Source organism: Spirosoma profusum (assembly GCF_014699005.1).
In the GTDB taxonomy this organism is placed as follows: Bacteria; Bacteroidota; Bacteroidia; order Cytophagales; family Spirosomataceae; genus Spirosoma; species Spirosoma profusum.
Genome location: NZ_JACWZY010000054.1, coordinates 1 through 26,551, shown reverse-complemented (window position 1 = coordinate 26,551; position 26,551 = coordinate 1). Strand labels below are relative to the sequence as shown.

Here is a 26,551-nt window from a genome sequence, read left to right as displayed (position 1 = left end):
GCCGTATGTTTTATCTCAAATATACGAAAAAATGGGAAGAATTCCGCTACCTCAGCAACATTACGCTACCTCGTTTTGTGATGACGCCACGCTCTGGAAATGACTCACTTCGGTACTGCACAATGTACGGATAAAGCATCGATGGATACGTAGAACCTTTATACGTACCATCCCATTTTTGCTCCGGACTATTGCTCACAAAAATGACTTCGCCCCAGCGGTTATAAATCCTGAATTCGTAATCAGTAATGTAAGCTGTGAATATTTGCAGTACGTCGTTAATGCCGTCATTATTCGGTGTAAAGGCATCGGGCGTGTTCACTCGGGGTTCGCACAGGTTTAATACGCGCGCAACACCCGTAGCCGTACATCCTTGAGGATCAGTTACCTGAACAGCGTATTGGCCAGCTTTGTTGACCGTTACGTTCCGAGTGGTGTCGTTCTGGATCAGCCACAAGAAACGTAATCCAGCCGCACCATTAGCCGATAGCCTGACCGTGCCTAAATCGCCTTCACATAAAGATGCCTGTTGCGTATACGAGAAGTTCGGCGCGGGCCGGTCATTGACCCGAATACTTGCTCGCCCCTTACACCCGTTTTGCGTATTAACTACTGACAAACTATACGAACCGGGTTGCTCAACGGAAATGGTTGGTGTTGTAGCGCCCGTACTCCACTGATACGTATTACCGGGCGTATCGCCAGAGAGCGGAGCAAGCACAACTATCCCACCAATGCATTTAAGCGTATCAGGCCCCAATCGCGCCAGACCGGTACTGTCTAAACCGACCCGAATGCTATCCATCGAAGCTTTACAGCCCTTTTCATCTACGATCTGTACCAGATACAAACCGGGTGCCGCATTACCGAAAACCGGCGTAGTAGCGATGATATTTTTAGTTTGATCAATCCATTGATACGTAGCGGGCGTTCCTCCTGTTACGTTCAGGCTGATGGTTCCGCTGTTAGGCACACTACACAAAGCATCCCTGACACGCGGAGTAATTGCCAACGTATTGGCTGGTGATTTCAGGGTGAACGACGTATCAATTTCACACCCATGCAGCACCTCCGTTACGTTGATATCGTACTTTCCTTCGGTTAGCGCATCCTGCCGGTTTATCGTATCGGCAATTGCCGTTCCATCTGAGGTTGTCCAATCGTATCGATAGTTCCCAGCGGGCGTTGGTGTAAGCTCAATCACGCCATCGGTCGATGTACAACCAAGTGGTTGGGTCAACGTAGCAGCCACGCGTACTTTTGGTAGTTCAGTTACGCGAATGGTGTCCGAGTTTTCACAGGTCGTGCCATCCAGTTGAGTCGTTTGCGCCGTAACTGAATACGTACCGGCTTTCGATACCGCAATGCTACGTGTTGTTTCTCCATTACTCCACTGAAACTGAACGTATTGCTGCTGCGGCACCCGTATATTCACCGACGAACGATAACAGAAAAGCGTATCGGGGCCGAGATCCAGCGTTGGCGGGGGCTTGATCTGCACTTCAATGGTATCGCTTTTAAAGCATTCTCCATTGGCGGCCAGCCCCACTACGTAGTAATAGCCGGGTCGTTCGAGTTTTATCGTTTTCTGTCGGCTGGCTATACTTCCGTTGACGAGCCAGACGTACACTTTCGCCTGTACTTTCAGATCGAGCGTAATTCCTTTCTTGTTACAAATGGCCGTGTCAGCCCCTAGATTTATGTCGGGGGGCGTTTCCAGAATTGTGAGTGTATCTCGGATAAGCGTATCCATACAAAAACCGTTGCCACTACTACTACGCGTGACAATACGCAGACTGACGTAGTACGTACCGGGTCTAGCATATGGGTGATTAATAGGATCTGTGGTTGTAGTCGAAACTGGGCGGCTGCCATCGCCAAAGTCGAGCGTGTAAGCCTCTTTTAACTTAGGACAGTTGGGACTAATCTGGAATACGGTTGGCGCATTAACACACGTATCACCATAAGTCAGTCCCGGTCCGCTGGAATTATCGTTAAAATTAGCCACCAGGTTAGGTAGACCAAGTTGGCTGGTTTGTCCCCCTAAAGTTTGTCCTTGTGGATTAAATTGCAGACTATCTAAAAGCCCCCCATTCGGATTTTCAATCGTTCCCAGCGATTGACTTCCCTGAATCGCTACGTATATCCGACCATCTGGCCCAATCTGAAGCGCTCCATACTGGCGTGTAGTACTACTGTCGACCACCATTTTCGACCTGGATATGAGTGAATCCGGCTGGGAAAGATCGTAGCGTAGTAGATAGGATGAGCCTTTCTGACTGCCATCCGAGTTTGTATCGGCCAGCATGGTTACATACAGATTTTCCCCATCAGGCGAAAACTCAACACCATATGCTTTGGGTGGTGCTGGCCCTATATCAATAGTTCGATTATAAGTTATTTTACCAGTAGAGTCATTAAATGTATAAAGTTCAATTAGATTCTTTGGGGGCCCTGGAATCACAACTGCCATCGGGCGATTAGATTCACTAGTAGTATCGGCTGGACCAATTTTTATATACCCTTCAGCATTTGCCAGCGAATCAACAACCTGATTACCAGTAGACTTTACAACAACAACCTCTTCTTCACGTGTCAAATGCCGAGCTTCAAACTCATTCGACCCATATTTACGGGTAATGACCCAGAATGTTGAATCGCGTTCATTCTTAACGGAAGCCGACTGCTCGGTGCTTGAACTAGAAACCGGAATATTTTTCTCAACTATAGCACCTTTACCACCGTCCTGCCGCATATCGACCACACTATATGTCAGCGTTTTTTGTCCACGAATTTCTGATGTGGTATATACGTAGTACAGATATTCGCAACCCCGGCAGGTCGGTTTTGGAACAATCAGGGCGGACTGGGTTGAGTTTTTGTTACCGCCCAACGGTATCTGTGTGGTTGTGGTATCGCCCGGCACCAGCGATTTCATGGGTTTGCCGTCCTTATCATAAATCGTAATGCCATCGGAATAGAACAGTAGTTTTCCTTTGGTATCCGCGATCGACGACGACCCTTCAATGGTATTTAACTTTCCATCGGTGATCGGTTTAGGCGATCCTCCCCCACTGAAATCCAGACCCGCATTTTGACCGAAATACCATTTTACCCCCTGTGCGTCTTTCTGCTGACCACATATATCAACATTAACACGATCTTGATAAGAGCAGCCGACCGAGTTAATCACTTCAACCGAGTAACATCCTGAACTATCGACTTGTATCGTTTGTGTAGTATCACCTTTGGGATACCAGATAAATCGAAGCCCAGACTGGGGAGGTCCTCCTGCATAAGGGTCTAGGGTGAGAGGAACTTCGTTTTTACATATCGTTGTATCTGTCCGCCAGTTTACGAATGGTTGAGGGCGATTACCCACATTAACTACTTGTTGAGTTGTTTGAGTAACACCATTAACTGTGCGAGTTAATCTAACCGTATAGGCACGTGCCTGCTGATAAACGTGTCTGGCTACTGAATCTCTTTGCTTTGTAACAGTAGTTCCATCGCCAAAGTCCCAAACTCGTTGCGTTACACCAGTTAGAACACTATCCCTAAACGTGAGCGAATCCGCTTTACACTCCTGATCGGGTACACAAGCTTTACCGCTAACTTTAAAACTTGGGGCTGCCTGAGCCCAGGCCACACGTAGCCCGGCCAGCAGCAATAGCACGGCGCAGAGACCAATTACCCGAATATGCTTACTAGAAATCCACATGAAGAAACGTTGAATAAGGCCTCCCTCTCAATTTCAGTCCCACAGCATAACAACAGCGGGGGCATTACGTTAGTATAAACGAAAGTGTTTCGTTAAAATTTTATCGTAGAACAGACCATAACACCCCTAAAAATCACTTAATTTTAAAGGTTGTTGTGTTGCTATATACTTCATTTTATATCACAACGTTGCACTGTTAAAATTGGCCTAGTCTTTGCCCTGATTATCCTACTATGCTTAATAAATACGTACTGACGATTTTGACGCTGAGCCTGAGTCGCCTGGTCTTCGCGCAGGACCCTCAGTTTACTCAGTTCTACGCAGCCCCGCTGTATCTGAACCCCGCTTTTGCCGGGTCGGCGCTGGCACCACGTATCACGGCGAATTACCGAAACCAGTGGCCTGCCATCACCAACTATGTAACAACAATGGTGTCCTTTGACCACTATTTCGACAAATATAATAGTGGGGTTGGCTTACTGATTCAGAATGATAATCAGGGTCAGGGAAGGATCCAATCGACGGATATAGGGTTGCAATATGCGTACCAATTTCAGGTGGGCGAAGCGTCGTTCGTACGGCTCGGTTTGCAGGGTTCTTATGTAAACCGCAGCGTTAACTATTTCGGACTTACGACGGGAGACCAGTTTACTGATCGGGGCTTTATTACAGGAAGCGTATCAGGCGACCCAACTCTAGTGGCAAATCAACCCACTAAAAAGTATATCGATTTCTCAACTGGCGGCCTTTTTTACTCAGATTGGTTCTGGATTGGCGCTGCGGCACACCACATCAACCGCCCCGATCAGGGTTTCTTTGTTGGCGGCCGCGAGCGTCTGCCCGTAAAAGCCAGCATCCACGCCGGTCTGCGGATTCCACTTGGTGGCTTTACCGGATTGGCTGATGAGATGGACCGGGAAATTAGCTTCTCGCCTGTGGTTATGTACAAACACCAGGGCAAATACGACCAACTCGATTTAGGCGCTTATCTGACCTACTCTCCACTTACGATCGGGGCGTATTACCGGGGCATTCCCTTCAAAAAATACAACCAGACGCTCAACAACCACGATGCAGTAGCTTTACTCGCAGGCTGGCGGATGGATAAATTCTCGATTGGATACAGCTACGACGTAACAATATCGACGCTTGGTAACAGTGGTGGTTCGCACGAACTGTCGATATCTTACATTTTCGACAAACCCGAAGGCCGACGGCCGGGCGTTAAGAAGAAAGACAAGAAGTTGCCTTGTCCGAAGTTTTAAAGAGCGAATGAGTGAAAGAGCGAGGGTTCTGGATAAGCGCTCTTTCACTCATTCGCTCTTTAAAATTTATGCCACTTCACGTACCACAAGCTGTACCGTATAGCGGCTTTTCTGTTCCAGCAACAGGTTTTTGTTAATAAGCACTCGATCTATGGTTTGCTGGTCGTAATGGCGAATGGTAATCAATTCGACCCCTTCGTTGTACGTTACCCGAAAATCCTGCTTTAGCAATTCCAATAGTGCCGGAATACGGTCGGGGTTAGTATCGACCACCACCGAGAAACTAATAGCGGTATTCTGCATGAGATTGATGCGAACGCCAACCTGTGCAAATCGGGCAAAAATTCGGCTCAGATTATCTTCGGCAATGAACGAAAAATCGTTTGGATGCAGGGAAATCAGTAATTGATTTATCTTGAAAATAAACGAAGGAATTGGCAGATTCAGCTTGAAGTTACCGATGACCGTACCGGGCGCGTCGGGTTTGATGAACGAGCGGACGTAGAGTGGGATCTCTTTGTTCTGTAGTGGCTTGATAGTTTTCGGGTGAATTACCGTAGCACCGTAATACGACAGTTCAATAGCGTCCTGATACGTTAATTTATCGAGCAACACCGTTTCATCGAACCATTTAGGATCGGCGTTGAGCACGCCCGGTACGTCCTTCCAGATCGTTACGTGTTCAGCGTTGAGACAATGCGCAAAAATGGAAGCTGAGTAATCAGAACCGTCGCGACCTAACGTAATAGTCCGCCCATCGGAGGTTTGACCAATAAATCCCTGCGTTAACGTAACACCCTCACACGCCACATCTTCACTGATACGTTGCTTCGTCTTTTCCCAGTCGATACGTCCTTCCCGAAACGTAGTGTCGGCACAGATAACCTGTCGGGCATCGAGCCAACGTACTGGCACGCCAATGTGCGTTAAATAAGCGGCAAGTATTTGGGTAGATACGACTTCGCCCAGGGCCACAATTCGATCGTAAATTTCATCGAACGTACCAGTGGGCCGCTGGTCAAGATCATATCCTAATTGGTCGAACGTTTGCTGAACGAGGCTAAAATCACCGCCTAGCTCGTTCATTACTACGTCGTGAGAATACCGGACGTAGCGCTCTAATCGCTTCTGAACATCGCCGAGTTGATAAACATAGGCCCGAACAAGGTCTTCCAGCAGGTTGGTTGTTTTTCCCATAGCCGAAACAACCAGCAGCGTATTTTTTGCCTGCGTTCGTATAATTTCCGCTACGTTCCGAATCCCCGCAGCATCTTTTACGGAGGCTCCCCCGAATTTAAAAACGTTCATAATCCGCAAAGATAAAGAGCGAAAGTGCGAATGAGTGAAAAAGCGCCCGTCGGATGATTCGCTCTTTCACTCATTCGCACTTTTGCTCTTTGAATCTACTCTTTTACAACTAAATCGCTATTGCCCTGCCTGTGAATAAAAGTTCACGAACGGCCTTCGCAATACCATCTGGATCAAAACTACATTCCCGGTGAAGCTGAATCTGTTCGCCATGCTCAATAACCGCGTCGGGAATACCCAGTCGTTTCACACAGGCTGTATAGTTATGGTCCGCCATGAATTCGAGTACGGCGCTACCAAAACCACCCATCAGGCACCCATCCTCTACTGTCAGAACACGGTCGAAACGAGTGAAAATCTGATGAAGCAATTCTTCGTCGAGCGGTTTAACGTAGCGCATATCAAAATGCGCCGGACGAATCCCTTCTCCAGCCAACTGCTCAATAGCTTCAACGGCGTAATTACCAATATGCCCAATCGTCAGAATCGCTACGTTCTCGCCATCGCTGACCATACGGCCTTTACCAATAACCTGCTTTTCGAGCGGAGTACGCCAGTTCGGCATCACGCCTTCACCACGCGGGTAACGTATCGTGAAAGCCCGTTTGCCCTGCTGTACCTCGTCCGATTGCGCCGTGAACATCATGTTACGTAGTTCCTGCTCGTTCATCGGAGCTGCTACAATCATGTTCGGAATACAGCGCATAAAGGCTAAATCGTAGGCTCCGTGGTGCGTAGGGCCGTCGGCACCGGCAAAACCTGCCCGGTCGAGGCAGAAAATCACTGGCAATTCCTGAATGCAAACGTCGTGAATGACCTGGTCATACGCCCGCTGCATAAAGGTTGAATAAATATTGCAGAAAACTACTCCGCCCTGCGTCGCCATACCCGCCGAGAACGTAACGGCGTGTTGTTCGGCAATACCCACATCGAAAGCCCGTTTAGGCATGGCTTTCATCATGATGTTCATCGACGAACCCGACGGCATAGCTGGCGTAACACCCACGATACGTGGATTCTGCTCAGCCAGCTCAACTAACGTATTACCAAATACGTCCTGATACTTAGGCGGCTGTGGCGAATCGTAGGTTTTCTTGGTAATGACTCCAGTAACTTTGTCGAACAGACCAGGCGCGTGCCATTTGGTCTGATCTTTTTCCGCCGGACCGTATCCTTTCCCTTTTACGGTCAGTACGTGTAATAATTTGGGGCCGGGAATTTGCTTCAAGTCAGCCAAAACACTTACCAGATGGTCAATATCGTGACCATCAATCGGCCCAAAATAACGTAGGTGAAGCGACTCAAACAGGTTGCTCTGATCAAGCACCGACGATTTAATGCCGGATTCAATTTTCGAGACAATCTCCTGTGCGCTCTTCCCGAATTTGCTCATTTTTCCGAGCAGATTCCAAACCTCATCTTTGACTTTATTATACGTCTGCGAAGTAGTAATATCAGTCAGATATTCACGTAACGCCCCTACGTTGGGATCGATACTCATGCAGTTGTCGTTCAGGACAATCAGCAAATTGCTATCGGTGGCACCCGCATGGTTCATACCTTCGAAGGCTTCGCCCGCCGTCATCGCACCATCGCCAATAACGGCAATATGGCTACGCTGGGTGTTTCCCTGAAGTTGGGAGGCCACCGCCATACCCAGCGCGGCAGAAATCGACGTAGAGGAATGGCCCACGCCAAACGCATCGTATTCGCTTTCTTTCCGCTTGGGGAAACCGGATAAACCTTTGTAGAATCGGTTTGTGTGAAATTTTTCCCGGCGACCAGTTAGAATTTTGTGTCCGTACGCTTGGTGGCCTACGTCCCAAACAAGTTGATCATCAGGTGTATTGAAAACGTAGTGAAGCGCAACAGTTAACTCAACAACGCCCAGACTGGCCCCAAAATGACCGCCATACACCGATACGTCGTCAATGATAAATTGACGCAGTTCATCGGCTAGCTGAGGTAATAGGGATTTATCGAGTTTACGAAGGTCGTCAGGGGTGTTAATGGTGGCAAGTAGACTGCCGGGGGTAATCAGCATAATGGTAACTGGTAAGCACCTGTCTTACAACTAGACGCGTACAAAATACAATGATTTTTTTGGTGATTCTCCCATCTTATTTTGGACACGAAGCTACCATTTTTTTTCGCTATTATAAAAAATCCAAGTCTTCATGCCGCGCAATACATACGAACGTAATACAGAATTAGATTTTTAGGGGAATTTATTTTGCAAAAAACGAATGACCAAAGCCATTTTTCACACAAAAAGTGTTCGATACGTTAATTGCGCTGGCTAGCACGAAAAAGTTTTTGCTTTTCTTCACGGGTAAGGCTTTCATAACCAGACCGCGAAATCTTATCCAGAATGGTATCAATTTCGTCCTGATCCGGCGTCGACATGGTGGATGAGCCTGCCGTTGACGCATAAGTGTTCGTCGGCGCATTAGCACTACTACGTTGTCGATATGATACTTTAATAGCAGGCTTTGGTTTTAACAAGTTACTCCAGCCATCGGCCAGCCAATAGAGAGGGCGGCCAAGATCGGTGCCATTCTGAAGCAATTTAACGTAGCAGAAACCCATAATCGCTCCTCCCAAATGTGCCAGATTCCCACCCGCATTGGCGCCTGCTGATTGTGCTATTGATAAGATAATAAAGAAGAAAACGATGTATTTGATACGTACCGGGCCAAAAAACAACAGGTGGAATGTATAGTTCGGAAGTAACGTAGCAGCCCCGACCGCTACCGAAAAAGCGGCTGCAGAAGCGCCCAGCATCCGGGCAGTATCAGCGTGATTTTGGAAGAATGGCACCAGATTATACATCGCCAGATACAGCAATCCACCAGCCATGCCACCCGTAATGTACAAACCGATTAACCGACGGCTACCCAGATACTCATCGATCAGGCGGCCGAACCAGTATAAAAACAGCATGTTATAGAGAATATGAAAAATCTCGTCATGCGTGAAGAAGTAGGTGAACAGCGTCCAGGGCTTGTGCAAAAAACCTGTCAGATTACCAGGCAGCATAAGCTGCGCTCGCACAAAGCCATAGATTTCGTCGTTCTGCGCAATGCTCAGGCTCACTCTGCCGATCAAAAGCACCAGAAATATGACCACATTGACCAATATTAGCTGCACCAACGTATTGTTGGGCTTACTGAATTCGCTTCGGAAATCATCAAACAACCCGCTCATTCTAATATAATGTTTTTCCCTGTGACCCCCAGTATTTCACCAGTATAAATGCAAACAACATGCCGCCGATATGAGCAAAGTGAGCGACATTGTCGGCCTGTGCCCGATATACGCCCGAGTAAAGCTCAAAAGCCGCGTAAAAAATAACGAGGTATTTCGCTTTCACCGGTATAGGTGGAAACAATAAAAATAGTTGAGTGTTTGGAAACAATAATCCATACCCCATAATTACCCCAAAAATCGCGCCCGATGCGCCAACCATGGGCTGGTCATATTGGGTCGCAAATTGGGCAAAAGTGCCTCCAAACTCGTCTCTATATAACTCATATACGCGCTGCATTTCATAATAGTTTATTCCACCATACAAAAAAGCAGCTCCGATTCCGGTAAATAAGTAAAAAAACGTAAATCGTTTTGGGCCCCAATAGCTTTCCAACATGGGGCCGAACACGATTAGCCCAATCATATTGCTGAAAATGTGATTTAGCCCGCCATGCAGAAACATGTGGGTCAGAATCTGAATTGGATTGAACTGGGCCGCTACAAACGAGTGCAATCCAAATTGCTGGATAATTGCCTCATTCGTAACCATATACACCAATACGTTTATTATTAATAGTATGCGAACTACCGGAGTTAAATTGAACATCGTTTACAAACTAATTTAAGCGAAATAACGGAATGATTAGCGAAAAAGCGCAGCAATTTTATCCAACGTCAAAACAACCATAACAGGTTCGCCAGTTGGCGTGTAGCTGGGGTTGGTTGATGCCAGGACTTGCTCAATAAGCGCTTTACATTCCGTTGCACTCAATCGAGTGGTATGGCGCATCGATGACCGACGGGATAACGACCGCGCCATCGATTCAATTTTATCTAATTTCAGCCGACCCGTATCCGCACGTAGCTGGGCCAGCAAATTGGCAAATAACTCTTCTTCATTTTCACCCGTTGTCAGCGTCGGTACACCCCGAATCACAAACGTATTGGCCCCCAGCTCGTCAAATTCGAAACCTAGGTTAATCAGGTCGTCGCGCAGGTCGATGGCCAGTTGAAAATCGACGGGCATCAACGTAATGGTTTTAGGAAATAAAAGCTGCTGCGATGCCCCGTTACGTTTCGTTAAAGATGCGTGGAACTGATCGTACAAAACCCGTTCGTAGGCTCGTCGCTGATCGACCAGCAGCATACCCGAACGTATCGGAGCCATAAGATACCGGTTATGCAGCTGCACAATATTACCTTCTTCCAGTACCACCAACGGTCCCTGATCGTTCGATGCCTGTTCCGAAAGAAGTTTATTAGCTCTACTTCCTAACGTAATGGGTTCATTATCAGCTGCTGGCTCCGTATGTTCTGTAGGTATTTTTACAGGCCCCAACCAATCGCCGTCTTCATCCCCTTTCTCGGTCGAACCTTTAGACGTATCAGCGTCACGATTACTTTCTTTGATAATCTGCCAATTATTGGCTGATGGTTTGGGTTCGGCTTTCTCCGTTTTGGGCGTCAAATCGAAACTGCTTCCGGCCGCTTTATCTAAAGCACTGTTACGTAGCGGAGTTGGAGCACTGCTCGGCTGCGTACTACCTGATGCCCAGGAAGCAGAGACGGGCCGGACCGCGCTACGTTCCGAAGCACCCGACTTAACAACAATGTTTGTCTGAGTAGACGTATCATTAGCTGGCTTAACCATCCCCGGTTTAACACCCGTCAGGAAATTAACGTCCGAATCGAAATCAAGAGAAGGGGCTAGATTATACAGTCCAACGGCCTTACGAACGGCGGCCATCATGATAGCATAGACCGAACGCTCGTCATCGAATTTTATTTCCGTTTTTGTGGGGTGAATGTTGATGTCGATGTGCGAGGGGTCGATCTCGATAAACAGCACGTAGAACGGATGACTACCTTCGGGTAACGTACCTTCATAAGCACCAATGACGGCGTGATGCAGGTAATTGTGCTTAATGAAGCGGTTATTCACAAAGAAGAACTGTTCGTTACGTGCCTTTCGGGCTGATTCGGGCTTACCGATGTAGCCATGAACGGTTACGTAAGGCGTTGTTTCTTCGCAGAAATTCAACTGCTCACGGTAACTCTTACCAAACATATCGACGATACGTCGGCTGAGTTTTCCGGCGGGTAGGTTATAGATTTCCTGATCGTTGTGAAAAAGTGAAAACGCTACCTCTGGATTCGCCAGGGCTACCCGTTGAAATTCGTCCAGAATATGACGCATCTCAACTGAGTTCGATTTCAGGAAATTACGCCGGGCCGGTACGTTGAAAAACAGGTTTTTAATCAGCAGATTAGTGCCGGGCAAACAGGAAATGGCCTCCTGTGCTTTAATGTCTGACCCTTCAATCCGGACTAACGTACCAAGTTCGTCTCCCGCCCGTCGGGTACGCATTTCGACTTGCGCTACAGCCGCAATAGACGCCAGCGCTTCGCCCCGGAATCCCATCGTTTTGATGCGGAATAAATCGTCGGACGAACGGATTTTAGACGTAGCGTGTCGTTCGAAACTCATGCGGGCATCCGTTTCGCTCATACCCAGACCATCGTCGATAATCTGAATCAGATTTCGGCCCGCTTCCCGAACAATTACCTGAATTGATTTGGCTTTGGCGTCAACCGAATTTTCGAGTAACTCCTTCACCACCGACGCGGGTCGTTGAACGACTTCGCCAGCAGCAATCTGATTAGCAATCGAATCGGGTAGGAGTTGAATGACGTTTAGCATAACGAACCTGAGTATTAGCTACAAGTATTCAACGTAGCCTTTACTATAAATATACAACTTTAATCCTGAATTTGTGCCCCGACTTTGGAGAAAAGGATGAAAGGTTTGGGCGCGTTACGTTCGGAAATACAAATGCCGCAAGCCCGAACCGATACGTTCCGTGCTTGCGGCATCTCATGCCTCAATAGACTACTATAGCGTTAGACTTTGATCTCTACGTCAACACCACTGGGAAGTTCAAGCTTCATCAGAGCGTCTACCGTTTTGGCACTGCTGCTGTAGATATCAACAAGGCGCTTGTAGGTGCACAGTTGGAACTGTTCCCGTGCCTTCTTGTTGACGTGGGGCGACCGCAGTACGGTGTAAATTTCTTTGTTGGTTGGCAGAGGGATTGGGCCGCTTACGATGGCGCCCGTCGATTTGACGGCTTTCACAATTTTCTCAGCCGACTTATCAACCAGCGTGTGGTCGAACGACTTCAGTTTAATACGGATTTTCTGGCTCATTCTGTTGTGGTTCGTTAGGTGATTATAGCCCGCCGAAAGAACCATATACTCCGGTCGGGCCTGAATTGGAGCGCAAAGGTACGCTTTTTTATTTAAAAATATATGAAGCAGGCTATATGATGTGTACTTATCAGATCATCACGAGCATACAACCTACTTCATATGTGGTACAGCAAGGCTAATTAAAGAGCAGTATTCCTGCGGCTTATTTCCGCCTGTATGCCCTTCAGGCTTTGTGAATATCTGGACCCAATCAGAAAAGAAGAAATCAATAAAATAACAGGAAGGACAAAACCTTTATGTGTAGCCGCATAAACAGCAACGCCAACTAAAAAGCCGATGAACACAGCAATTGTAACTTTTTGCGATTTCAATTTTTTCTCTTCTGACACTAATTCGTCAAGTGTCATTATCGAATAGTCTTTACTCGAAAACATAGTAATGGCTACGTTAAGAAAATCCTGAATCTGTAGTTACGTTCTATGCCCCAATCTGTATTACACAAGGGTGCCTGTTTCTACCAATTCGTGCTTTAAGAGATATTCGGCGATCTGAACGGCGTTGGTAGCAGCTCCTTTGCGGAGGTTATCAGCCACAATCCACATGTTCACCGTTTTAGGCTGGCTCTCGTCGCGACGGATACGACCGACAAAAACTTCGTCTTTACCGTGGGCCGTTAATGGCATTGGGTAAATTTTGTTTTGTGGGTCGTCCTGAACGATAACGCCTTCGGTGTTACTGAGGATGTTCACTACGTCGCTCAATTCGTATTCCTCTTCGAACTCGATGTTCACCGCTTCAGAGTGCCCGCCGATGGTGGGGATACGTACCGTAGTGGCCGTTACCTGAATCGAATCATCACCCATAATTTTCTTAGTCTCATTGACCATTTTCATCTCCTCTTTGGTGTAACCATTGTCGAGGAATACGTCAATGTGGGGCAGTACGTTCAGGTCGATCGGGTGCGGGTATACTTTCGGCGCGTCTTTATCGCCGTTACGTTCGGCAAACAACTGATCAACAGCGGCTTTGCCTGTACCCGTTACCGATTGATACGTTGATACAACGACACGTTTGATTTTATATCGGTCGTGCAGTGGTTTCAGCGCCACCACCATCTGAATGGTTGAGCAGTTGGGATTGGCAATGATTTTATCGTCGGCGGTCAATACGTCCGCATTCACTTCAGGAACCACCAGTTTTTTGGTTGGGTCCATCCGCCAGGCCGACGAATTATCGACTACAACAATCCCCGCTTCAGCAAATTTTGGGGCAAGTGCCAGCGATGTACTACCACCAGCCGAAAAAATCGCAATGGCGGGTTTAGCCGCAATGGCATCCTCGAAACTAACGACCGTGTATGACTTACCCTTAAACTCCACCTGTTTACCAACCGACCGCTCCGAAGCGACTGGAATGAGTTCAGAAACAGGGAAGTTCCGTTCTTCGAGAACTTTCAGGATTTCGCCACCGACCAGGCCCGTGGCTCCAACGACTGCGATTTTCATACTTATTTTAACTGATTTTTGTGAAATTGGCCACAAAGGTACGGCAAATTTTCGACGCTGAGTCACTTGATTCCTAAAATGTTAGAAAACACAACGCCCATCGACAGTAGCCGATGGGCGTTGCAACGTAACGAGTTGAACGGCTGATTGAACGCCTTATCGACGACCCAGCCAGTAACCTAGTGAAAGTCCACCACCCGTATTTAGAATGGCCCCGTTTGTATAATTACTGATATTCAGCAGGCCGGGGGAGAAAAAGCCCGAAATTTCTAAACCTGATGGCAATTCATAGCCTACCGAAGCACGCAAACCTAAATCCAGTTGCCGAAGCTGATCCTGAGCAGAACCAAAGGTCATTTTTTCCTTGTTTGAACTACTCCCTATTTTAGTTGTAACATTGCCGCCGAAGGCATATCCAAGGTAAGGGCCCAGTCCGAGGTTTAGTTTTCCGGCTCCTGCATCAAGGCCATAAACAAACTGAACCGGCACTTCGATGTAATTCAGATTAATTAGCGCTTCTGCACTACCGATACGTTGTTTAGCACCTTTCAGCGCATAAAGAATCTGCGGACGTAGCGATATACTACCGCCCAGTGGGGCATCGAACATCAAGCCAGCCTGAAAGCCGATAATGGATTCACTCGGATCGCCACCCGTTCTGTCTCTGTAAGCAAAATTGGCAACTGAGCCAGCGGCTGTGATTCCAGTACGTACCTGGGCGTAAGACGTAACACTGGCAATGAGCAACGTAATAAATGCAATTGTTTTCATAACGAGAGATTATTAAGTGAATAATGGACGTATTCCGGCGAACGTACCGAAATCAGAAAATGAAACTCTTATTATGAAAAAATGGCTTAAAAAAATTTAAATATTAAAGAAATTTCATTTTCATTACTCTGATTATCAAAGATTTAATTTAAAAATAAAAAAAGAAAAGTATATACGTAAATAGTGATGAGTTTAGAAGAAAAGTACAAAAATGAGTATATATAAAGGCATGTTACAACTTAAATATTGAGTATAACTTCAAAAGATATTTAAACGATTTCGACGGTGATTCTGTCCATTTGTTACGTTCCTTTCATCCATTGGGGTAGTTAACCAGCGTATCAATTGATCTGTAATGCTCCTCTTGCTTTTACCCCTACCCTATTGAGTTACTTACGTCAAATTTTACGTCTCATCGAAATTCGGCAGTAATTCAAAATGTACTATTTTTAGTATTAATTGAATCTAAACGACAAAAAAATGCTCAAGAATACCAAATTTGCATAAAGCCCTTATGGAATTACATGAGACATTTCATCCCTTGTGTAAACAGGTTGTATCCACAAATTCAGAGACGTAGGCTATCCTAAATTCCATTACACATGAAAACTTTCGTTATAAAGTGGATGCTGCTCTGTTTGTTCATCAGCGCCAACGCCCAATCCGATCAGGTTCGAATCATTACGGGGATAGTAACCGAAAAATCCACTAACAATCCTATTCCGGGTGCCCTTGTGTCGATTAAAGGCATAAACAGAGGAACCACCAGTGACGTAAATGGCAAGTACTCAATTGATGTTCCTACAGGTGCCACGCAATTGGTATTTAGCTCAGTTGGATACGTAACGCAGGAAATTGCCATTAATAATCAGCAAACGATCAACGTAGCACTGGCTCCCGACACTAAGGTTTTAAGCGAAGTTGTTGTGACAGGATACGCTACAAAAAACAAACGAAGTATTACGGGTAGCGTCGCTACAATGGCACCTCAACCGAGATCCTACCCCCAGCCCAACCCGTCTACAGAAAGTTATAAAGCCACAGAAGAGACTGGCTTTCAAAACGTTCGCCAGCAACCTGTTACTACGTTCTCCGCCGATGTAGACCGTGCCTCCTACAGTAATATTCGCCGACTGCTCAACAACGGACAACGTCCGCCGAAAGATGCCGTTCGGCTGGAGGAGATGATCAATTACTTCAGCTACCAGTATCCACAACCCGCCGGCGAAACACCGTTGTCAATAACAACCGAGCTGACTGAATCACCGTGGAATTCGGGTCTGCAACTGCTACGTGTCGGACTTCAGGCGCGTCGGGTCAAAAACGACAAGCTTCCGCCATCGAATCTGGTTTTCCTGCTGGACGTATCGGGTTCGATGAATGCAGCGAATAAACTACCACTGGTACAAGCCTCTCTCAACCTACTCGTCGATCAGCTACGTCCCGTAGATCGGGTGGCCATTGTTGTGTATGCTGGTGCGGCTGGGTTAGTACTGCCGCCAACGTCTGGAAATCAGCCACAACGTATTAAAGACGCGATCAATCAATTGCATGCTGGCGGTTCTACAGCTGGAGGAGCGGGTATTGAACTAGCCTACAAAGTGGCCAAGGATAACTGGATAACTAACGGAAATAATAGGGTGATTCTGGCTACAGATGGGGATTTCAACGTAGGTCTTTCAGGTGAAGGTGAACTACAACGCCTGATCGAACAGGAACGAAAAAAAGGGATTTTTCTCAGTGTCTTGGGCTTTGGCATGGGAAACCTGAAAGATGACCGGTTGGAAACACTGGCCGATAAGGGAAATGGTAATTATGCTTACATTGACAATCTGCCCGAGGCACGCAAAGTGTTCATTAATGAATTCGGAGGTACACTTTTTACGGTAGCCAAAGATGTAAAACTACAACTGGAGTTTAATCCGGCTTATGTACAGGCTTACCGTTTATTAGGTTACGAAAACCGACGATTAGCAAACGAAGATTTTAAAAACGATCAAAAAGACGCGGGCGATCTCGGTGCAGGTCACAGTGTAACAGCCATTTACGAACTGATTCCAGCCGGCACGAAAAGCCGTTATCTCCCAAAAACGGACTCGTTAAAATACCAGACGTTTATTGACACCAAAGTGTCTACCCAGTCGGGTGAATTGGTAACGCTCAAAGTCCGCTATAAACAACCAGCTGATTCGGTTAGTCAACAGCTTCAACACATCGTTAAAACGCAGACGGTACCGTTCAATCGGGTAACGGCTGATTTCCGGTTTGCGGCCGCGGTAGCTGAATTTGGGTTACTACTAAGTGAGTCCTCGTACAAAGGATCTGCAGGCTATGGACAGGTTGTGAAACTGGCGAAAGGCGCTCTTACGGACGATTCAGAAGGATATCGGAGCGAATTTGTGCGGTTAGTGAAGACGGCTTCCGGGTTAACTTCATCTGGCGAGGTAGTCGACGAAGATAAAGAATAGCGATGGAGCCTGTAGGCTTTCGAGTTATTATCTTGTTGGATATTTTGTCGAAGGGGTAAGAATAATTCGGTTTTAAAGCTACTATCTATACGCTGACCTGACTACACATTTGCTGTATTTTATCGCGGCTTCGCTTCAGACGCATTTTTATCGCGCTGGGTTTTAAATTGTATATGTCCGAAATTTCATCGACGCTCAGGCCATCTTCGTATTTAAGTTGTAGCATATTCCGCTCGTCATCCGATAATTTACTCATGGCCAGTCTCACGAGTTGTATGGTATCATCGTGCAGGAGAGAGGCTTCCGTTTCCGATTCGTCGTATTCATAATCATCTTCAATTGAATCAAAACGGACTTTTTTGGCTTGCCGAAGCTGATCTGAGCAGTAATTGTAGGCAATCGAGTAGAGCCAGGTCGAAAAACTGGACCGTTGCTGGAAGCCTTCCAGTTTATGGAAAACTTTTAGAAAAATATCTTGTGTAAAATCCTCAGCCTGAGATGAATCGTTCGTCATAGATAGGCAGCGCCGGTAAACTTTGCTGACGTAACGATTGTAAAGTGATTCAAAGCAATGATCAGGCTTTGTATGATAATACTGCTGTATAACCTCTTCGTCGGTTAAAACACGCTTCATGGATCAGTTAAGGATTTTATATAAAAGATAAGTTTACAAAACTAAGTTTTTAAATATTTATATTATCTATTTAGAATAAATTCAAGTAGTTAACATATCGTAAATATATTAAACGGCGTCTTAATTCTTTTTTAGTAATATTATATTCTGATAAGGTAACAATCAAGTATCTACATTTCAAAAAAAAACATTGATTTTCAGTGATTAACACCCTCCAAAAAGCACTATGACCAAGATCCGAATTCAGCTAATTCAGAGAGTCGATACGTCATCAATACGCTTATTTACAATCACTACGTAGCGACAGATACTCCGCTACCAACGCCCAGCAATGGGCTTCGCAGTGCCAGCGCATCTGCGTAACAGGCCGGTCGGCAAAGCGACGTAGCAGCGGGTATTCGTAGGCCGTCAACAGGCCCGCAATGAAAAAATGGAACGTAGTAAAATCGGCCTCGATACGTTCTAAATCTATAGTTGGGGCGGTTTTCCCGAGACGTAACAAAGAGGTTGCCAGTAATAATTGCTCAACTCGGTTCTGGGCGTTCTGTAAAAGCTTTTGTGCATCACTACGCAGTTGGTCAAGTATCGGTTTGAGTTCAGAAGGAGAAAAGGCCGCCATCAACCGCGACAAGTGGTAGATAATGAGCGACGTTCGGGCGTAATGCGGGGCACAGTTGAACGGTTCTGCTACGTATCGCCCCGACTCCACCACCGAACGCAGGTACGTCAGCGAATCGGTATCATGCTGATTACGAGGCAAATCATACGAATAAATAGAATAGAGGATGTTACTCAGTGCGCAGGCATCGAAATCAACTCCCATGTTTTTGCCAAACCAGGTCGAGTAGGCCTTCAAATTCCGATACTCAGGATAGGTATTGACGATACGCTGGGACTGACTGCCATTGGCGTGCTGGGCGAGTTTGTCTTTCAACCAAAGCTGTTCTGAACGTAACGGAATGGTTGTCAGATACACCATTGACGTATCGTCAATATCATCGGGAATGCGAAAGTGCTCGAATCGCCCGAAAATACGGCCGTTGGGAAAATGGCGGGATGGGCGTGTAGGCCAGAAATTATACGTCTGCAAGCCATCTTTATTCCGAAACATCGGATAAGCCAACGTAGCACGTTCCCGAATTTGGTCGATCAATTGCTGACTTTGCGGAGAGACGACGTAGCGCAGATTTTGCAGCGTAAAAACGGTGATGGCCGTAAAAAATACGTTGGTATCCGCCCGGCGATAACGTAGCGAGCGATTGCTCCGAAACGACGCGAACAGTCCCGATTCGTCCTGAAGCTGGGCGATACGTTGAATAACAGCATCAATTGACAAAGGGGCCATATTTTCGTAAAAGTAACTGTTCGCTACGTTCTTTTTTTCGCGATTAAGGTCAGATATTTGCCAGCAGATATAATCGCTCCTGTCATGTCAAATCTGATTCTATTCGACGACCCGATTATCCGAACGGCGCTGTTGCCCTTTACCTTCACCCGACCGGTGGCAGGTGTTCGCGTCGGCATTCAGACGCTGGCCGAAAAATGGGCCGCTATGCTGAATCAGCAACCGTCTTACCTGACCGAATCGTATTTACAGGCCAAATTTCCGCAACAGGCCGGAAACGATAATGTATACGTAAATGGTGCCGTTTGCCCCACTCCTGGCCTCATCGACGCTATTACTACGTTGTCGACGAATGCTGGTTTACTTACATCCGATGGACTTGTGCTGGCTATACGTAGCGAAAACCCGTTACAAAAGGCACCCACTATTGACGATACTTATGATTTTCAGACATTTACCGAATCACTGACACTTATTCTGCATCCGTGGGACATTTTCGTCAATAACGGCGATCAGATACGTAGTGATTTTGCACGTATCACGGCGGGCCGTAAATCGCAGCCAATTACAGACCCTTTTACCCGTTGCTACGCTCCCGAAAACATTTTTGTTGAAGAAGGCGCTACTATCCGAGCTGCCATACTGAACGCTGAAGGAGGCCCCATTTACATTGGCAAGAACGCGACCATCAGCGAAGGCACGATTATGATTGGGCCGTTCTCGCTGGGCGAAGGTTCAACAGTGAATTGGGGTGGCAAAATGCGGAACAATACGTCAATTGGCCCATACTGTAAAGTGGGTGGCGAGGTCGGGAATTCCGTTTTCTTTGGTTACAGCAACAAGGGCCACGATGGTTTTCTGGGCAATTCGGTTATCGGCGAATGGTGTAATCTGGGGGCTAATGTGAATAACTCGAACCTGAAAAACGATTATACCAACGTAAAGCTTCACTCCTACGCGACGGGCCGACTTGAAGATACAGGACGAATTTTCTGTGGACTGATGATTGGCGATTTCACCAAAGCAGGCATCAGCACCATGTTCAATACGGGAAGTGTAGTGGGCGTTAGTGCCAATGTTTTTGGCAGTGGTTTTCAGCCTAAACACATCTCGTCGTTTTCGTGGGGTGGTGCCATCGATGGCTTCGCTACGTATCGATTGGAGAAAGCGCTTCAGGTGGCCGCCGAAGCATTCAGACGCCGGGACAAACCGTTCGACAGCGTTGAAGAAAACATTCTCCGCGAAATTTTTTCGCTTGAACGTACTCGCCACATCGATAGTACTACGTCGTTTGACTTATAGCTTTCTCTCTCTTTTAGTGACCAGCGTGCTACGTTGAGTCTCAGTACGTTATGCAATTCTCCGAAATCCTCGGTCACGACGACACTAAGCAGTTACTGCTACGTGCCGTACAAACCAACCATCTGGCGCACGCGCTGCTGTTCGACGGGTCGGTAGGTAGCGCGAATCTGGCCCTCGCACTGGCGCTGGCGCAGTACGTTAATTGTGAAGATAAACAGCGTTCCGGCGGTCTGGGAGATGACTCCTGCGGCCGTTGTGCGGCCTGCATAAAAACCCGCAAACTCGTTCACCCCGATTTGCACATGGTTTTTCCGGTTGCAAATCTGGCGAAAGGAAAAACCTCAGAAGCGTACCTGACTGACTGGCGTATGTTTCTGCTGGAGCATCCGTACCATACGTTACCCGAATGGCTCGAAACGATGGGAGCCGACAACAAACAGGGAAATATTTCGGCGGAAGAAGCCCGGAATATCCTGCAAAAGTTGTCACTGAAGGCGTATGAGGGCGCTTACAAAATCATGCTTATCTGGTTGCCGGAACTGATGAATACCTCGTCGGCCAACGCACTGCTGAAAGTGCTGGAAGAGCCGCCTGCCCAAACGCTGTTTCTGCTGGTGACAAATCAGCCGGATAAGCTGCTCATTACCATTTTGTCGCGAACGCAGCGAGTGGCCGTGCGGGCTTTTTCTGACGAAGAAGTTGCTACGTATCTGCGCCAGTACCTAAACCTCGACGAAACCACCGCCCGACGTAATGCGTACCTGGCCGACGGAAATCTGGCAGAAGCTATCGCATTGAGCAATCAGGATAACAGTTTGGGTGAGCACCATACCTGGTTTGCGGAATGGATGCGAACCTGTTATCGCCAGGATATTATTACGTTGGTGAAACAGGCCGACCAGTTTGATGGTTTTAGCAAGGAAAAACAAAAAGGGCTCCTTGATTACAGCATTCGGATGTACCGCAATTTATTTCTCTGGAATCAGGGCGCCAGCACGTTGCTACGTCTGCCCGATGAGGAAATGGCCTTCGTAAAAAATTTCGCCAAAATACTCACTGTCAACCATATCGAATATATTGTCAACAATCTGAACGAAGCTGTGTATCACCTCGAACGTAACGCGCGCGCCAAAATGCTCATGCTCGATATGTCTCTTACGTTTAGCCGGGTTATTAAGATGAACTTGTAGAGTTGAAACAGATTCAATGTTCATTAGATGTCATTTTTGTCATCCTGACGAAGGAAGTATGACAAAAAACAACTTTACAACCCTATAACCCTATAACTTTACAATTCCCCAATGAAGCCCAAAAAGATTATCGGCATGACTGATTTTGTCGATTTTCCCGATCTGAACCTGTCTGACGTACAGGCCAAGATCGATACCGGGGCTTATACGTCGGCGTTACATTGTCAGGATGTTCAGTTAATAAAGTCGGGCGGAGAAACAATGTTGAGCTTTCAGGTGATTGCGCGGAACAATGAGCAGGTTCATCAGTTTTACAGTAACCAGTTCAGTCAACGGACAATACGCAATTCGTTCGGTGTATCGGAAAAACGCTACGTTATCAAAACACGGGTAGTGCTCTTTGGACGTAGCATTCGGGCTGAATTTACGCTGGCCGATCGCGAACACCTCAGAAACCCAGTACTATTAGGCCGGAAGCTGCTCAAGAATCGCTTCATTGTCGACGTATCACAGAAAAATCTATCTTATCAGGCAAAGCTAGCCAGTAGCCGCCGGTCATCTGTCACCTAGCGGCCAACGACTTCTACAAACTAAATCTTATCGACCGCCGACTATCGACGTTTTATGCGTATCGCGATACTATCGACTAATCCGAATTTATATTCGACACAAAAGCTTCTGGATGCGATTACCAGGCGCGGCCACGAAGGTCTTGTCATAAATCATCTGCACTGCCAGGTGATGATTGAGGGAGGCTCTCCGTCAATACGTTACGAAGGGCAGGAACTGGCTTCTATTGATGCCGTTATACCCCGAATTGGTGTTTCCGTAACCGATTACGGTTGTACCGTGGTACGTCAGTTTGAGATGATGAATGTATTCACAACGGCCAAATCGCAGGCCATTACGCGCTCTCGAAACAAATTACGTAGTCTTCAGGTGCTTTCGAAAGCGGGCGTTGGTTTGCCTAAAACGGTCTTTGCGAACCACCCTAAAAACGGTGATATTTCGCAGCTTATCAAACTGGTTGGCGGTCCGCCGGTGGTCATCAAACTACTGGAAGGTACGCAGGGAATCGGGGTGGTACTAGCCGAAACAGCTAAAGCGGCAAAATCGACCATCGAAGCGTTTTACGGCCTGAAAAAGAACGTATTGGTCCAGGAATTCGTCGCTGAAGCTAAAGGGTCAGACTTGCGGGCGTTCGTCATCGGTGGTAAAGTGGTGGGCGCTATAAAACGACAGGGGTTGGAGGGGGAGTTTCGATCAAATATTCATCGGGGTGGTAATGCGGTAGAAATTAAACTGAGTCAGGCTGAGGAAGAAACGGCTATTGCAGCCGCCCGCGCGCTGGGTTTAAAAGTAGCTGGCGTCGATATGATCCCTTCTGACCGAGGGCCGCTGGTGCTTGAAGTCAACTCATCGCCAGGTCTGGAAGGTTTTGAAACGGCAACGGGTCTGGACGTAGCGGAAAAAATTATTGGCTACATCGAAGAGAAAATTAAAACCGACGAAGGTGATACGGTGGGGGTGTAGGGAGTGATGAGTGATAAATGATACTAGTTTTGCTTTTCATTTATCACCGCACCGGCGGCCCGGTCATCGTTCATCACTTATCACTCAAAAAATGCCTGCGCTCGACTCAGACCTTAAGAAAGCCATTGTCCGAATGCCGGACGTAGAGAAAGATAAGCTGTTGCTACGTTTGATTGCCAAAGATGCGGTGCTCGCCGAACGGCTTCAATTCGAGCTGGTTGAGCATAAACGCACGATTGATGAGCGTCGTGAGCTGATTCGCCAGTTTATCCGCCGGACGGCTGACCTGAAGCAGGATTCGGCAGGTTGGATTATGATGGATATGCGTACCATCAGCGGGTACATAAGCCGCCATCTGAAAGTAACGAAAGACAAATACGGCGAAGTAGAGCTGATGCTGTATATGCTCAATACGTTCTACGACTACAACGCGCATCTGCTGCAAAAATATAACAGCCGTACCGACAAAGCCGCTGAATACATCGCCAAACGTACCGATCAGGTTCTGAAAAAAATCGTCAAACTGGACCCCGATTATTACATCGAATTTATCGATGAGGTGAACAAGTTGTTGGGGTGGATTCACCAGAACGCACCCGCGCATTACGCCCGTCAATTGGGCCTGCCGAGGGAGTGGGACGTATAATGGCATATATTCACTCTATTTTCGACTTACCAGTTATCTCCAAAGTGGTTCCGGTTATGAGGTCAAATCAGCCTATTATCAACTCTCGATATGGGCTCGTTTTGTAGTACCTACTTTTGTTACGGTTAGCGCATAGCCAATCGACAAAAGTCTTCTTAAAACCAAACTCTATATACCGCAATGGAAACCATTGAATTAGCTGACATCAAAAGAAAACGTCGGGTATCTGTTAAATCCATTGAATATTTTGAAAGTGAAGGCAACTATACGTATGTCCATTTGAAAGGAGAGCGGCCTATTCTGATCGCAAAAACGCTGCTACGTTTCGCTGAGCAGTTGCCAGAATTTATCCGTATTCATAAAGGCACACTGGTCAATCCTTCGCATATCGTTGAACACCGTCCGCAAAAAGGGGGCATGATGGAAGTATGCCTTTCGGGCGAACGTTCGCTAACCGTTGCTCGTCGGCGTGCGAATGAATTCAGACAACAGTTATTAATGGTGGGGTGATAAAGTTCTACGGTTATAAAGTTATAGAGTTGTTCGACGCGCTCACAAACTATAAACTTTATAACCGTACCGGCGCCCCGGCCACAACCTTAAGCATTCGCGCCTGTTTGTTCCCCACTGTGCAGTTTTGTCAATTTAGTGGCATCGAAATCTTGCTCAGTGGGTTTATCTTCGTTACTGCTTACGCAGGTAATAATTCGACCGCCTTCTTTAACGGCCGTAACGGTCATGGGAGAACTGCCTTCCAGCAGCGTTACCTGATCGCCGGGCTGAAATTGTGTGGGTGTGTTTTCCATACGTTATAAGGCATTTTGTTTACGTTCTGTGGCTTATCAACTCGTTATATCCGGAAAGGTTTCTCCTAAGTAGAATGGGTTAGTGACTGATTCATCTGAACTCATCTGTTCTTCAGGCAATACTTTCAAAAAAAACGGTCACTCCGTACGTTCAACAGCCAGTCTCACCAGTTGTCCTTCGTCGTTCCAGTATAGCCCGGCGTTACCTTCTTCGCCCGAAAGCGCAAGTGTAAAACCATGCTCGCAGGCGTATCCCTCCATCGCTGTTTTCATGTCGGCCCCATACATATAGGGTACTACCACCCGTTTAACCGCCCCATAGGCAACACCAGTCCAGATGGTTAAGGTTACCTGTGTTTCCATAGCTCGTTTATTCTCCTGCTCCTGACCCTCATCCGTATCGTCCAAAACAGGTTAATCAGTTTGGCTTCGATTTTGCTCCTAATAACCCGAAATCGGTTCAAATTGATTACAGCCTATGGATACGAATGATGCCATACCTAAGGAAATCGCTGAAATACAGCGCCGTCAGAAAAAGCGTTTGCAGCAATTAAATGCCCTCGACCGATGGACAGAGGCCGAGTTTGAAGAAGCGGTTCACTGCTATAACGAATGGAGTACGGAAATGCGAGGATGGGTATTTCCACTGGCTTCTATTGAAAAACTTGCTTTCGACGTTCGGACACCTGACAAACAGGCAAAAACACTGCAAATGATTGCTAAACAGATGAGTTCCAATCCAGCTTACTAATAGTCCCGTATATATTACCATGATCATAACTAGTTAATTATACTCATATAGCATTTCTTTAAACAACTAGTATAGAACCAGGAAACATCGTAAGCTATTATCACATTACTATTAGTCTATTATGTATAAGAAACCATTACAACAAGGTTATTCAAAATAAGAATATTAAAAATTAGAGGGCATAAATTGGCTTTATGATTAAGTTATTTTGCATCTTGCTACCCACTTAATGTATGATTCTGTTTACCAACCAATACGCTATTTAACTAGAACTACCCCATAAATGACCGTCATTAGTCTCTACCAGCCTTATGCTACCCTGGTTGTATTGGGATTAAAACAATTTGAAACCCGAAGTTGGGATACCCATTACCGAGGTATACTAGGTATTCATGCTACGTCCACCATGCCCGCCTGGTGTCGGAATCTCTGTCTACAGGAGCCATTCCGCAACAGGCTCAGCGCACATGGTTTTCGGGCAGATAATTTGCCTTTAGGCAAAATTCTGGGTACGGTTAATCTGGTTGATACGCAACGTACGGAAGATTGGTTGACTGAAAAAGGAGAAGATATTGATAATTTCGTCAACTGGTATGAACAGTATTTATACGGCGATTATTCGGATGGTCGCTTTGCCTGGGAATTCCAGAATTCTCGCCTATTCGACGTACCGATCCCCGCCAAAGGTTCATTAGGTTTCTGGAAATTTAATCTGGATAACGAGTGATTACAACATTAACTACGTAGCGAATAAAAGGTCTGCTACGTAGTTACAAGCGTCTTAACCGCCATTGGCCGGAACTGACATTATTTCGAAATAATGTCAGTTCCGGCCAATGGCGGTTAA

The 26,551-nt window shown here is 46.6% G+C and carries 24 protein-coding genes; 10 read left to right on the top strand and 14 right to left on the bottom strand.

Annotated elements, in window-relative coordinates:
- Positions 1–46: 46 nt before the first annotated feature.
- Positions 47–3,721: a T9SS type B sorting domain-containing protein gene (locus IC229_RS32585; RefSeq protein WP_190892767.1), complete on the bottom strand. Its 3,675-nt coding sequence runs from the start codon at positions 3,719–3,721 to the stop codon at positions 47–49.
- Between the two features lie 233 nt (positions 3,722–3,954).
- Here IC229_RS32585 and IC229_RS32580 point away from each other — a divergent pair, with 233 nt between their 5' ends.
- Complete coding sequence (locus tag IC229_RS32580) at positions 3,955–4,986, top strand: PorP/SprF family type IX secretion system membrane protein (RefSeq protein ID WP_190892764.1); 1,032 nt, start codon at positions 3,955–3,957, stop codon at positions 4,984–4,986.
- A gap of 66 nt (positions 4,987–5,052) precedes the next feature.
- Here the strand turns inward: IC229_RS32580 and IC229_RS32575 are convergent, their stop codons facing one another.
- The 9 genes from IC229_RS32575 to IC229_RS32535 form a co-directional block, all read right to left on the bottom strand.
- Positions 5,053–6,294 carry an aspartate kinase gene (locus IC229_RS32575; protein WP_190892763.1) on the bottom strand — a complete coding sequence of 414 codons (1,242 nt, stop codon included), beginning with the start codon at positions 6,292–6,294 and terminating at the stop codon, positions 5,053–5,055.
- 109 nt (positions 6,295–6,403) lie between these two features.
- Positions 6,404–8,338 (bottom strand): 1-deoxy-D-xylulose-5-phosphate synthase, encoded by a 1,935-nt coding sequence (gene dxs / locus IC229_RS32570; RefSeq protein ID WP_190892761.1) that lies wholly within the window; start codon positions 8,336–8,338, stop codon positions 6,404–6,406.
- Positions 8,339–8,580: 242 nt separating this feature from the next.
- Positions 8,581–9,501, bottom strand: a complete 921-nt coding sequence (locus IC229_RS32565) for a rhomboid family intramembrane serine protease (RefSeq protein ID WP_190892759.1) — start codon at positions 9,499–9,501, stop codon at positions 8,581–8,583.
- Between the two features lies 1 nt (position 9,502).
- On the bottom strand, positions 9,503–10,150 hold the full coding sequence (locus IC229_RS32560; RefSeq protein WP_190892752.1) for a rhomboid family intramembrane serine protease: 648 nt from the start codon (positions 10,148–10,150) through the stop codon (positions 9,503–9,505).
- A gap of 36 nt (positions 10,151–10,186) precedes the next feature.
- On the bottom strand, positions 10,187–12,244 hold the full coding sequence (gene mutL / locus IC229_RS32555; protein ID WP_190892750.1) for a DNA mismatch repair endonuclease MutL: 2,058 nt from the start codon (positions 12,242–12,244) through the stop codon (positions 10,187–10,189).
- 200 nt (positions 12,245–12,444) lie between these two features.
- Complete coding sequence (gene rpsJ, locus IC229_RS32550) at positions 12,445–12,750, bottom strand: 30S ribosomal protein S10 (RefSeq protein WP_190892748.1); 306 nt, start codon at positions 12,748–12,750, stop codon at positions 12,445–12,447.
- 182 nt (positions 12,751–12,932) lie between these two features.
- On the bottom strand, positions 12,933–13,160 hold the full coding sequence (locus tag IC229_RS32545; RefSeq protein ID WP_223834341.1) for a hypothetical protein: 228 nt from the start codon (positions 13,158–13,160) through the stop codon (positions 12,933–12,935).
- 87 nt (positions 13,161–13,247) lie between these two features.
- Positions 13,248–14,258: an aspartate-semialdehyde dehydrogenase gene (locus IC229_RS32540; RefSeq protein WP_190892744.1), complete on the bottom strand. Its 1,011-nt coding sequence runs from the start codon at positions 14,256–14,258 to the stop codon at positions 13,248–13,250.
- 156 nt (positions 14,259–14,414) lie between these two features.
- Positions 14,415–15,029 carry a porin family protein gene (locus tag IC229_RS32535; RefSeq protein ID WP_190892736.1) on the bottom strand — a complete coding sequence of 205 codons (615 nt, stop codon included), beginning with the start codon at positions 15,027–15,029 and terminating at the stop codon, positions 14,415–14,417.
- Between the two features lie 602 nt (positions 15,030–15,631).
- On the opposite strand from IC229_RS32535, the gene IC229_RS32530 reads away from it, so the two are divergent.
- Positions 15,632–17,497, top strand: coding sequence for a vWA domain-containing protein (locus IC229_RS32530; protein WP_190892734.1), 1,866 nt, complete (start codon positions 15,632–15,634; stop codon positions 17,495–17,497).
- 85 nt (positions 17,498–17,582) lie between these two features.
- On the opposite strand, the gene IC229_RS32525 is transcribed toward IC229_RS32530, so the two are convergent.
- Complete coding sequence (locus IC229_RS32525; RefSeq protein ID WP_394355994.1) at positions 17,583–18,011, bottom strand: RNA polymerase sigma factor; 429 nt, start codon at positions 18,009–18,011, stop codon at positions 17,583–17,585.
- 400 nt (positions 18,012–18,411) lie between these two features.
- Positions 18,412–19,476 (bottom strand): hypothetical protein, encoded by a 1,065-nt coding sequence (locus tag IC229_RS32520; protein WP_190892730.1) that lies wholly within the window; start codon positions 19,474–19,476, stop codon positions 18,412–18,414.
- Between the two features lie 84 nt (positions 19,477–19,560).
- Here IC229_RS32520 and IC229_RS32515 point away from each other — a divergent pair, with 84 nt between their 5' ends.
- From IC229_RS32515 to IC229_RS32490, 6 genes are all read left to right on the top strand, one after another.
- Entirely contained in the window at positions 19,561–20,778 is a 1,218-nt protein-coding gene (locus IC229_RS32515) for a GlmU family protein (RefSeq protein ID WP_190892729.1), read from the top strand.
- Between the two features lie 50 nt (positions 20,779–20,828).
- On the top strand, positions 20,829–21,968 hold the full coding sequence (locus tag IC229_RS32510; protein WP_190892727.1) for a DNA polymerase III subunit: 1,140 nt from the start codon (positions 20,829–20,831) through the stop codon (positions 21,966–21,968).
- Between the two features lie 111 nt (positions 21,969–22,079).
- A complete protein-coding gene (locus IC229_RS32505; protein WP_223834340.1) occupies positions 22,080–22,538 on the top strand; it encodes an ATP-dependent zinc protease family protein in 459 nt (152 codons plus the stop codon).
- Between the two features lie 54 nt (positions 22,539–22,592).
- Entirely contained in the window at positions 22,593–23,501 is a 909-nt protein-coding gene (gene rimK / locus IC229_RS32500) for a 30S ribosomal protein S6--L-glutamate ligase (RefSeq protein WP_190892725.1), read from the top strand.
- Between the two features lie 91 nt (positions 23,502–23,592).
- The gene (locus tag IC229_RS32495) at positions 23,593–24,147 is read left to right on the top strand and encodes a hypothetical protein (protein ID WP_190892723.1); all 555 of its coding nucleotides are present in this window, start codon (positions 23,593–23,595) and stop codon (positions 24,145–24,147) included.
- 180 nt (positions 24,148–24,327) lie between these two features.
- Positions 24,328–24,657 (top strand): LytTR family DNA-binding domain-containing protein, encoded by a 330-nt coding sequence (locus IC229_RS32490; protein WP_190892721.1) that lies wholly within the window; start codon positions 24,328–24,330, stop codon positions 24,655–24,657.
- Between the two features lie 89 nt (positions 24,658–24,746).
- On the opposite strand, the gene IC229_RS32485 is transcribed toward IC229_RS32490, so the two are convergent.
- Together IC229_RS32485 and IC229_RS32480 are read right to left on the bottom strand one after the other, a co-directional pair.
- Entirely contained in the window at positions 24,747–24,953 is a 207-nt protein-coding gene (locus tag IC229_RS32485) for a hypothetical protein (RefSeq protein ID WP_190892719.1), read from the bottom strand.
- A 138-nt stretch (positions 24,954–25,091) separates the two neighbouring features.
- Complete coding sequence (locus IC229_RS32480) at positions 25,092–25,361, bottom strand: hypothetical protein (protein ID WP_190892718.1); 270 nt, start codon at positions 25,359–25,361, stop codon at positions 25,092–25,094.
- A gap of 70 nt (positions 25,362–25,431) precedes the next feature.
- Here IC229_RS32480 and IC229_RS32475 point away from each other — a divergent pair, with 70 nt between their 5' ends.
- Together IC229_RS32475 and IC229_RS32470 are read left to right on the top strand one after the other, a co-directional pair.
- Complete coding sequence (locus tag IC229_RS32475) at positions 25,432–25,704, top strand: hypothetical protein (protein WP_190892716.1); 273 nt, start codon at positions 25,432–25,434, stop codon at positions 25,702–25,704.
- A gap of 283 nt (positions 25,705–25,987) precedes the next feature.
- The gene (locus IC229_RS32470) at positions 25,988–26,431 is read left to right on the top strand and encodes an ASCH domain-containing protein (RefSeq protein WP_190892715.1); all 444 of its coding nucleotides are present in this window, start codon (positions 25,988–25,990) and stop codon (positions 26,429–26,431) included.
- Positions 26,432–26,551: the final 120 nt, after the last annotated feature.

Bases quoted from the DNA above. Each gene is read 5' to 3' on its own strand.
- IC229_RS32585 (WP_190892767.1), bottom strand. From the start codon at position 3,721: ATGTGGATTTCTAGTAAGCATATTCGGGTAATTGGTCTCTGCGCCGTG.
- IC229_RS32580 (WP_190892764.1), top strand. From the start codon at position 3,955: ATGCTTAATAAATACGTACTGACGATTTTGACGCTGAGCCTGAGTCGC.
- IC229_RS32575 (WP_190892763.1), bottom strand. From the start codon at position 6,294: ATGAACGTTTTTAAATTCGGGGGAGCCTCCGTAAAAGATGCTGCGGGG.
- dxs (WP_190892761.1), bottom strand. From the start codon at position 8,338: ATGCTGATTACCCCCGGCAGTCTACTTGCCACCATTAACACCCCTGAC.
- IC229_RS32565 (WP_190892759.1), bottom strand. From the start codon at position 9,501: ATGAGCGGGTTGTTTGATGATTTCCGAAGCGAATTCAGTAAGCCCAAC.
- IC229_RS32560 (WP_190892752.1), bottom strand. From the start codon at position 10,150: ATGTTCAATTTAACTCCGGTAGTTCGCATACTATTAATAATAAACGTA.
- mutL (WP_190892750.1), bottom strand. From the start codon at position 12,244: ATGCTAAACGTCATTCAACTCCTACCCGATTCGATTGCTAATCAGATT.
- rpsJ (WP_190892748.1), bottom strand. From the start codon at position 12,750: ATGAGCCAGAAAATCCGTATTAAACTGAAGTCGTTCGACCACACGCTG.
- IC229_RS32545 (WP_223834341.1), bottom strand. From the start codon at position 13,160: ATGACACTTGACGAATTAGTGTCAGAAGAGAAAAAATTGAAATCGCAA.
- IC229_RS32540 (WP_190892744.1), bottom strand. From the start codon at position 14,258: ATGAAAATCGCAGTCGTTGGAGCCACGGGCCTGGTCGGTGGCGAAATC.
- IC229_RS32535 (WP_190892736.1), bottom strand. From the start codon at position 15,029: ATGAAAACAATTGCATTTATTACGTTGCTCATTGCCAGTGTTACGTCT.
- IC229_RS32530 (WP_190892734.1), top strand. From the start codon at position 15,632: ATGAAAACTTTCGTTATAAAGTGGATGCTGCTCTGTTTGTTCATCAGC.
- IC229_RS32525 (WP_394355994.1), bottom strand. From the start codon at position 18,011: ATGACGAACGATTCATCTCAGGCTGAGGATTTTACACAAGATATTTTT.
- IC229_RS32520 (WP_190892730.1), bottom strand. From the start codon at position 19,476: ATGGCCCCTTTGTCAATTGATGCTGTTATTCAACGTATCGCCCAGCTT.
- IC229_RS32515 (WP_190892729.1), top strand. From the start codon at position 19,561: ATGTCAAATCTGATTCTATTCGACGACCCGATTATCCGAACGGCGCTG.
- IC229_RS32510 (WP_190892727.1), top strand. From the start codon at position 20,829: ATGCAATTCTCCGAAATCCTCGGTCACGACGACACTAAGCAGTTACTG.
- IC229_RS32505 (WP_223834340.1), top strand. From the start codon at position 22,080: ATGAAGCCCAAAAAGATTATCGGCATGACTGATTTTGTCGATTTTCCC.
- rimK (WP_190892725.1), top strand. From the start codon at position 22,593: ATGCGTATCGCGATACTATCGACTAATCCGAATTTATATTCGACACAA.
- IC229_RS32495 (WP_190892723.1), top strand. From the start codon at position 23,593: ATGCCTGCGCTCGACTCAGACCTTAAGAAAGCCATTGTCCGAATGCCG.
- IC229_RS32490 (WP_190892721.1), top strand. From the start codon at position 24,328: ATGGAAACCATTGAATTAGCTGACATCAAAAGAAAACGTCGGGTATCT.
- IC229_RS32485 (WP_190892719.1), bottom strand. From the start codon at position 24,953: ATGGAAAACACACCCACACAATTTCAGCCCGGCGATCAGGTAACGCTG.
- IC229_RS32475 (WP_190892716.1), top strand. From the start codon at position 25,432: ATGGATACGAATGATGCCATACCTAAGGAAATCGCTGAAATACAGCGC.
- IC229_RS32470 (WP_190892715.1), top strand. From the start codon at position 25,988: ATGACCGTCATTAGTCTCTACCAGCCTTATGCTACCCTGGTTGTATTG.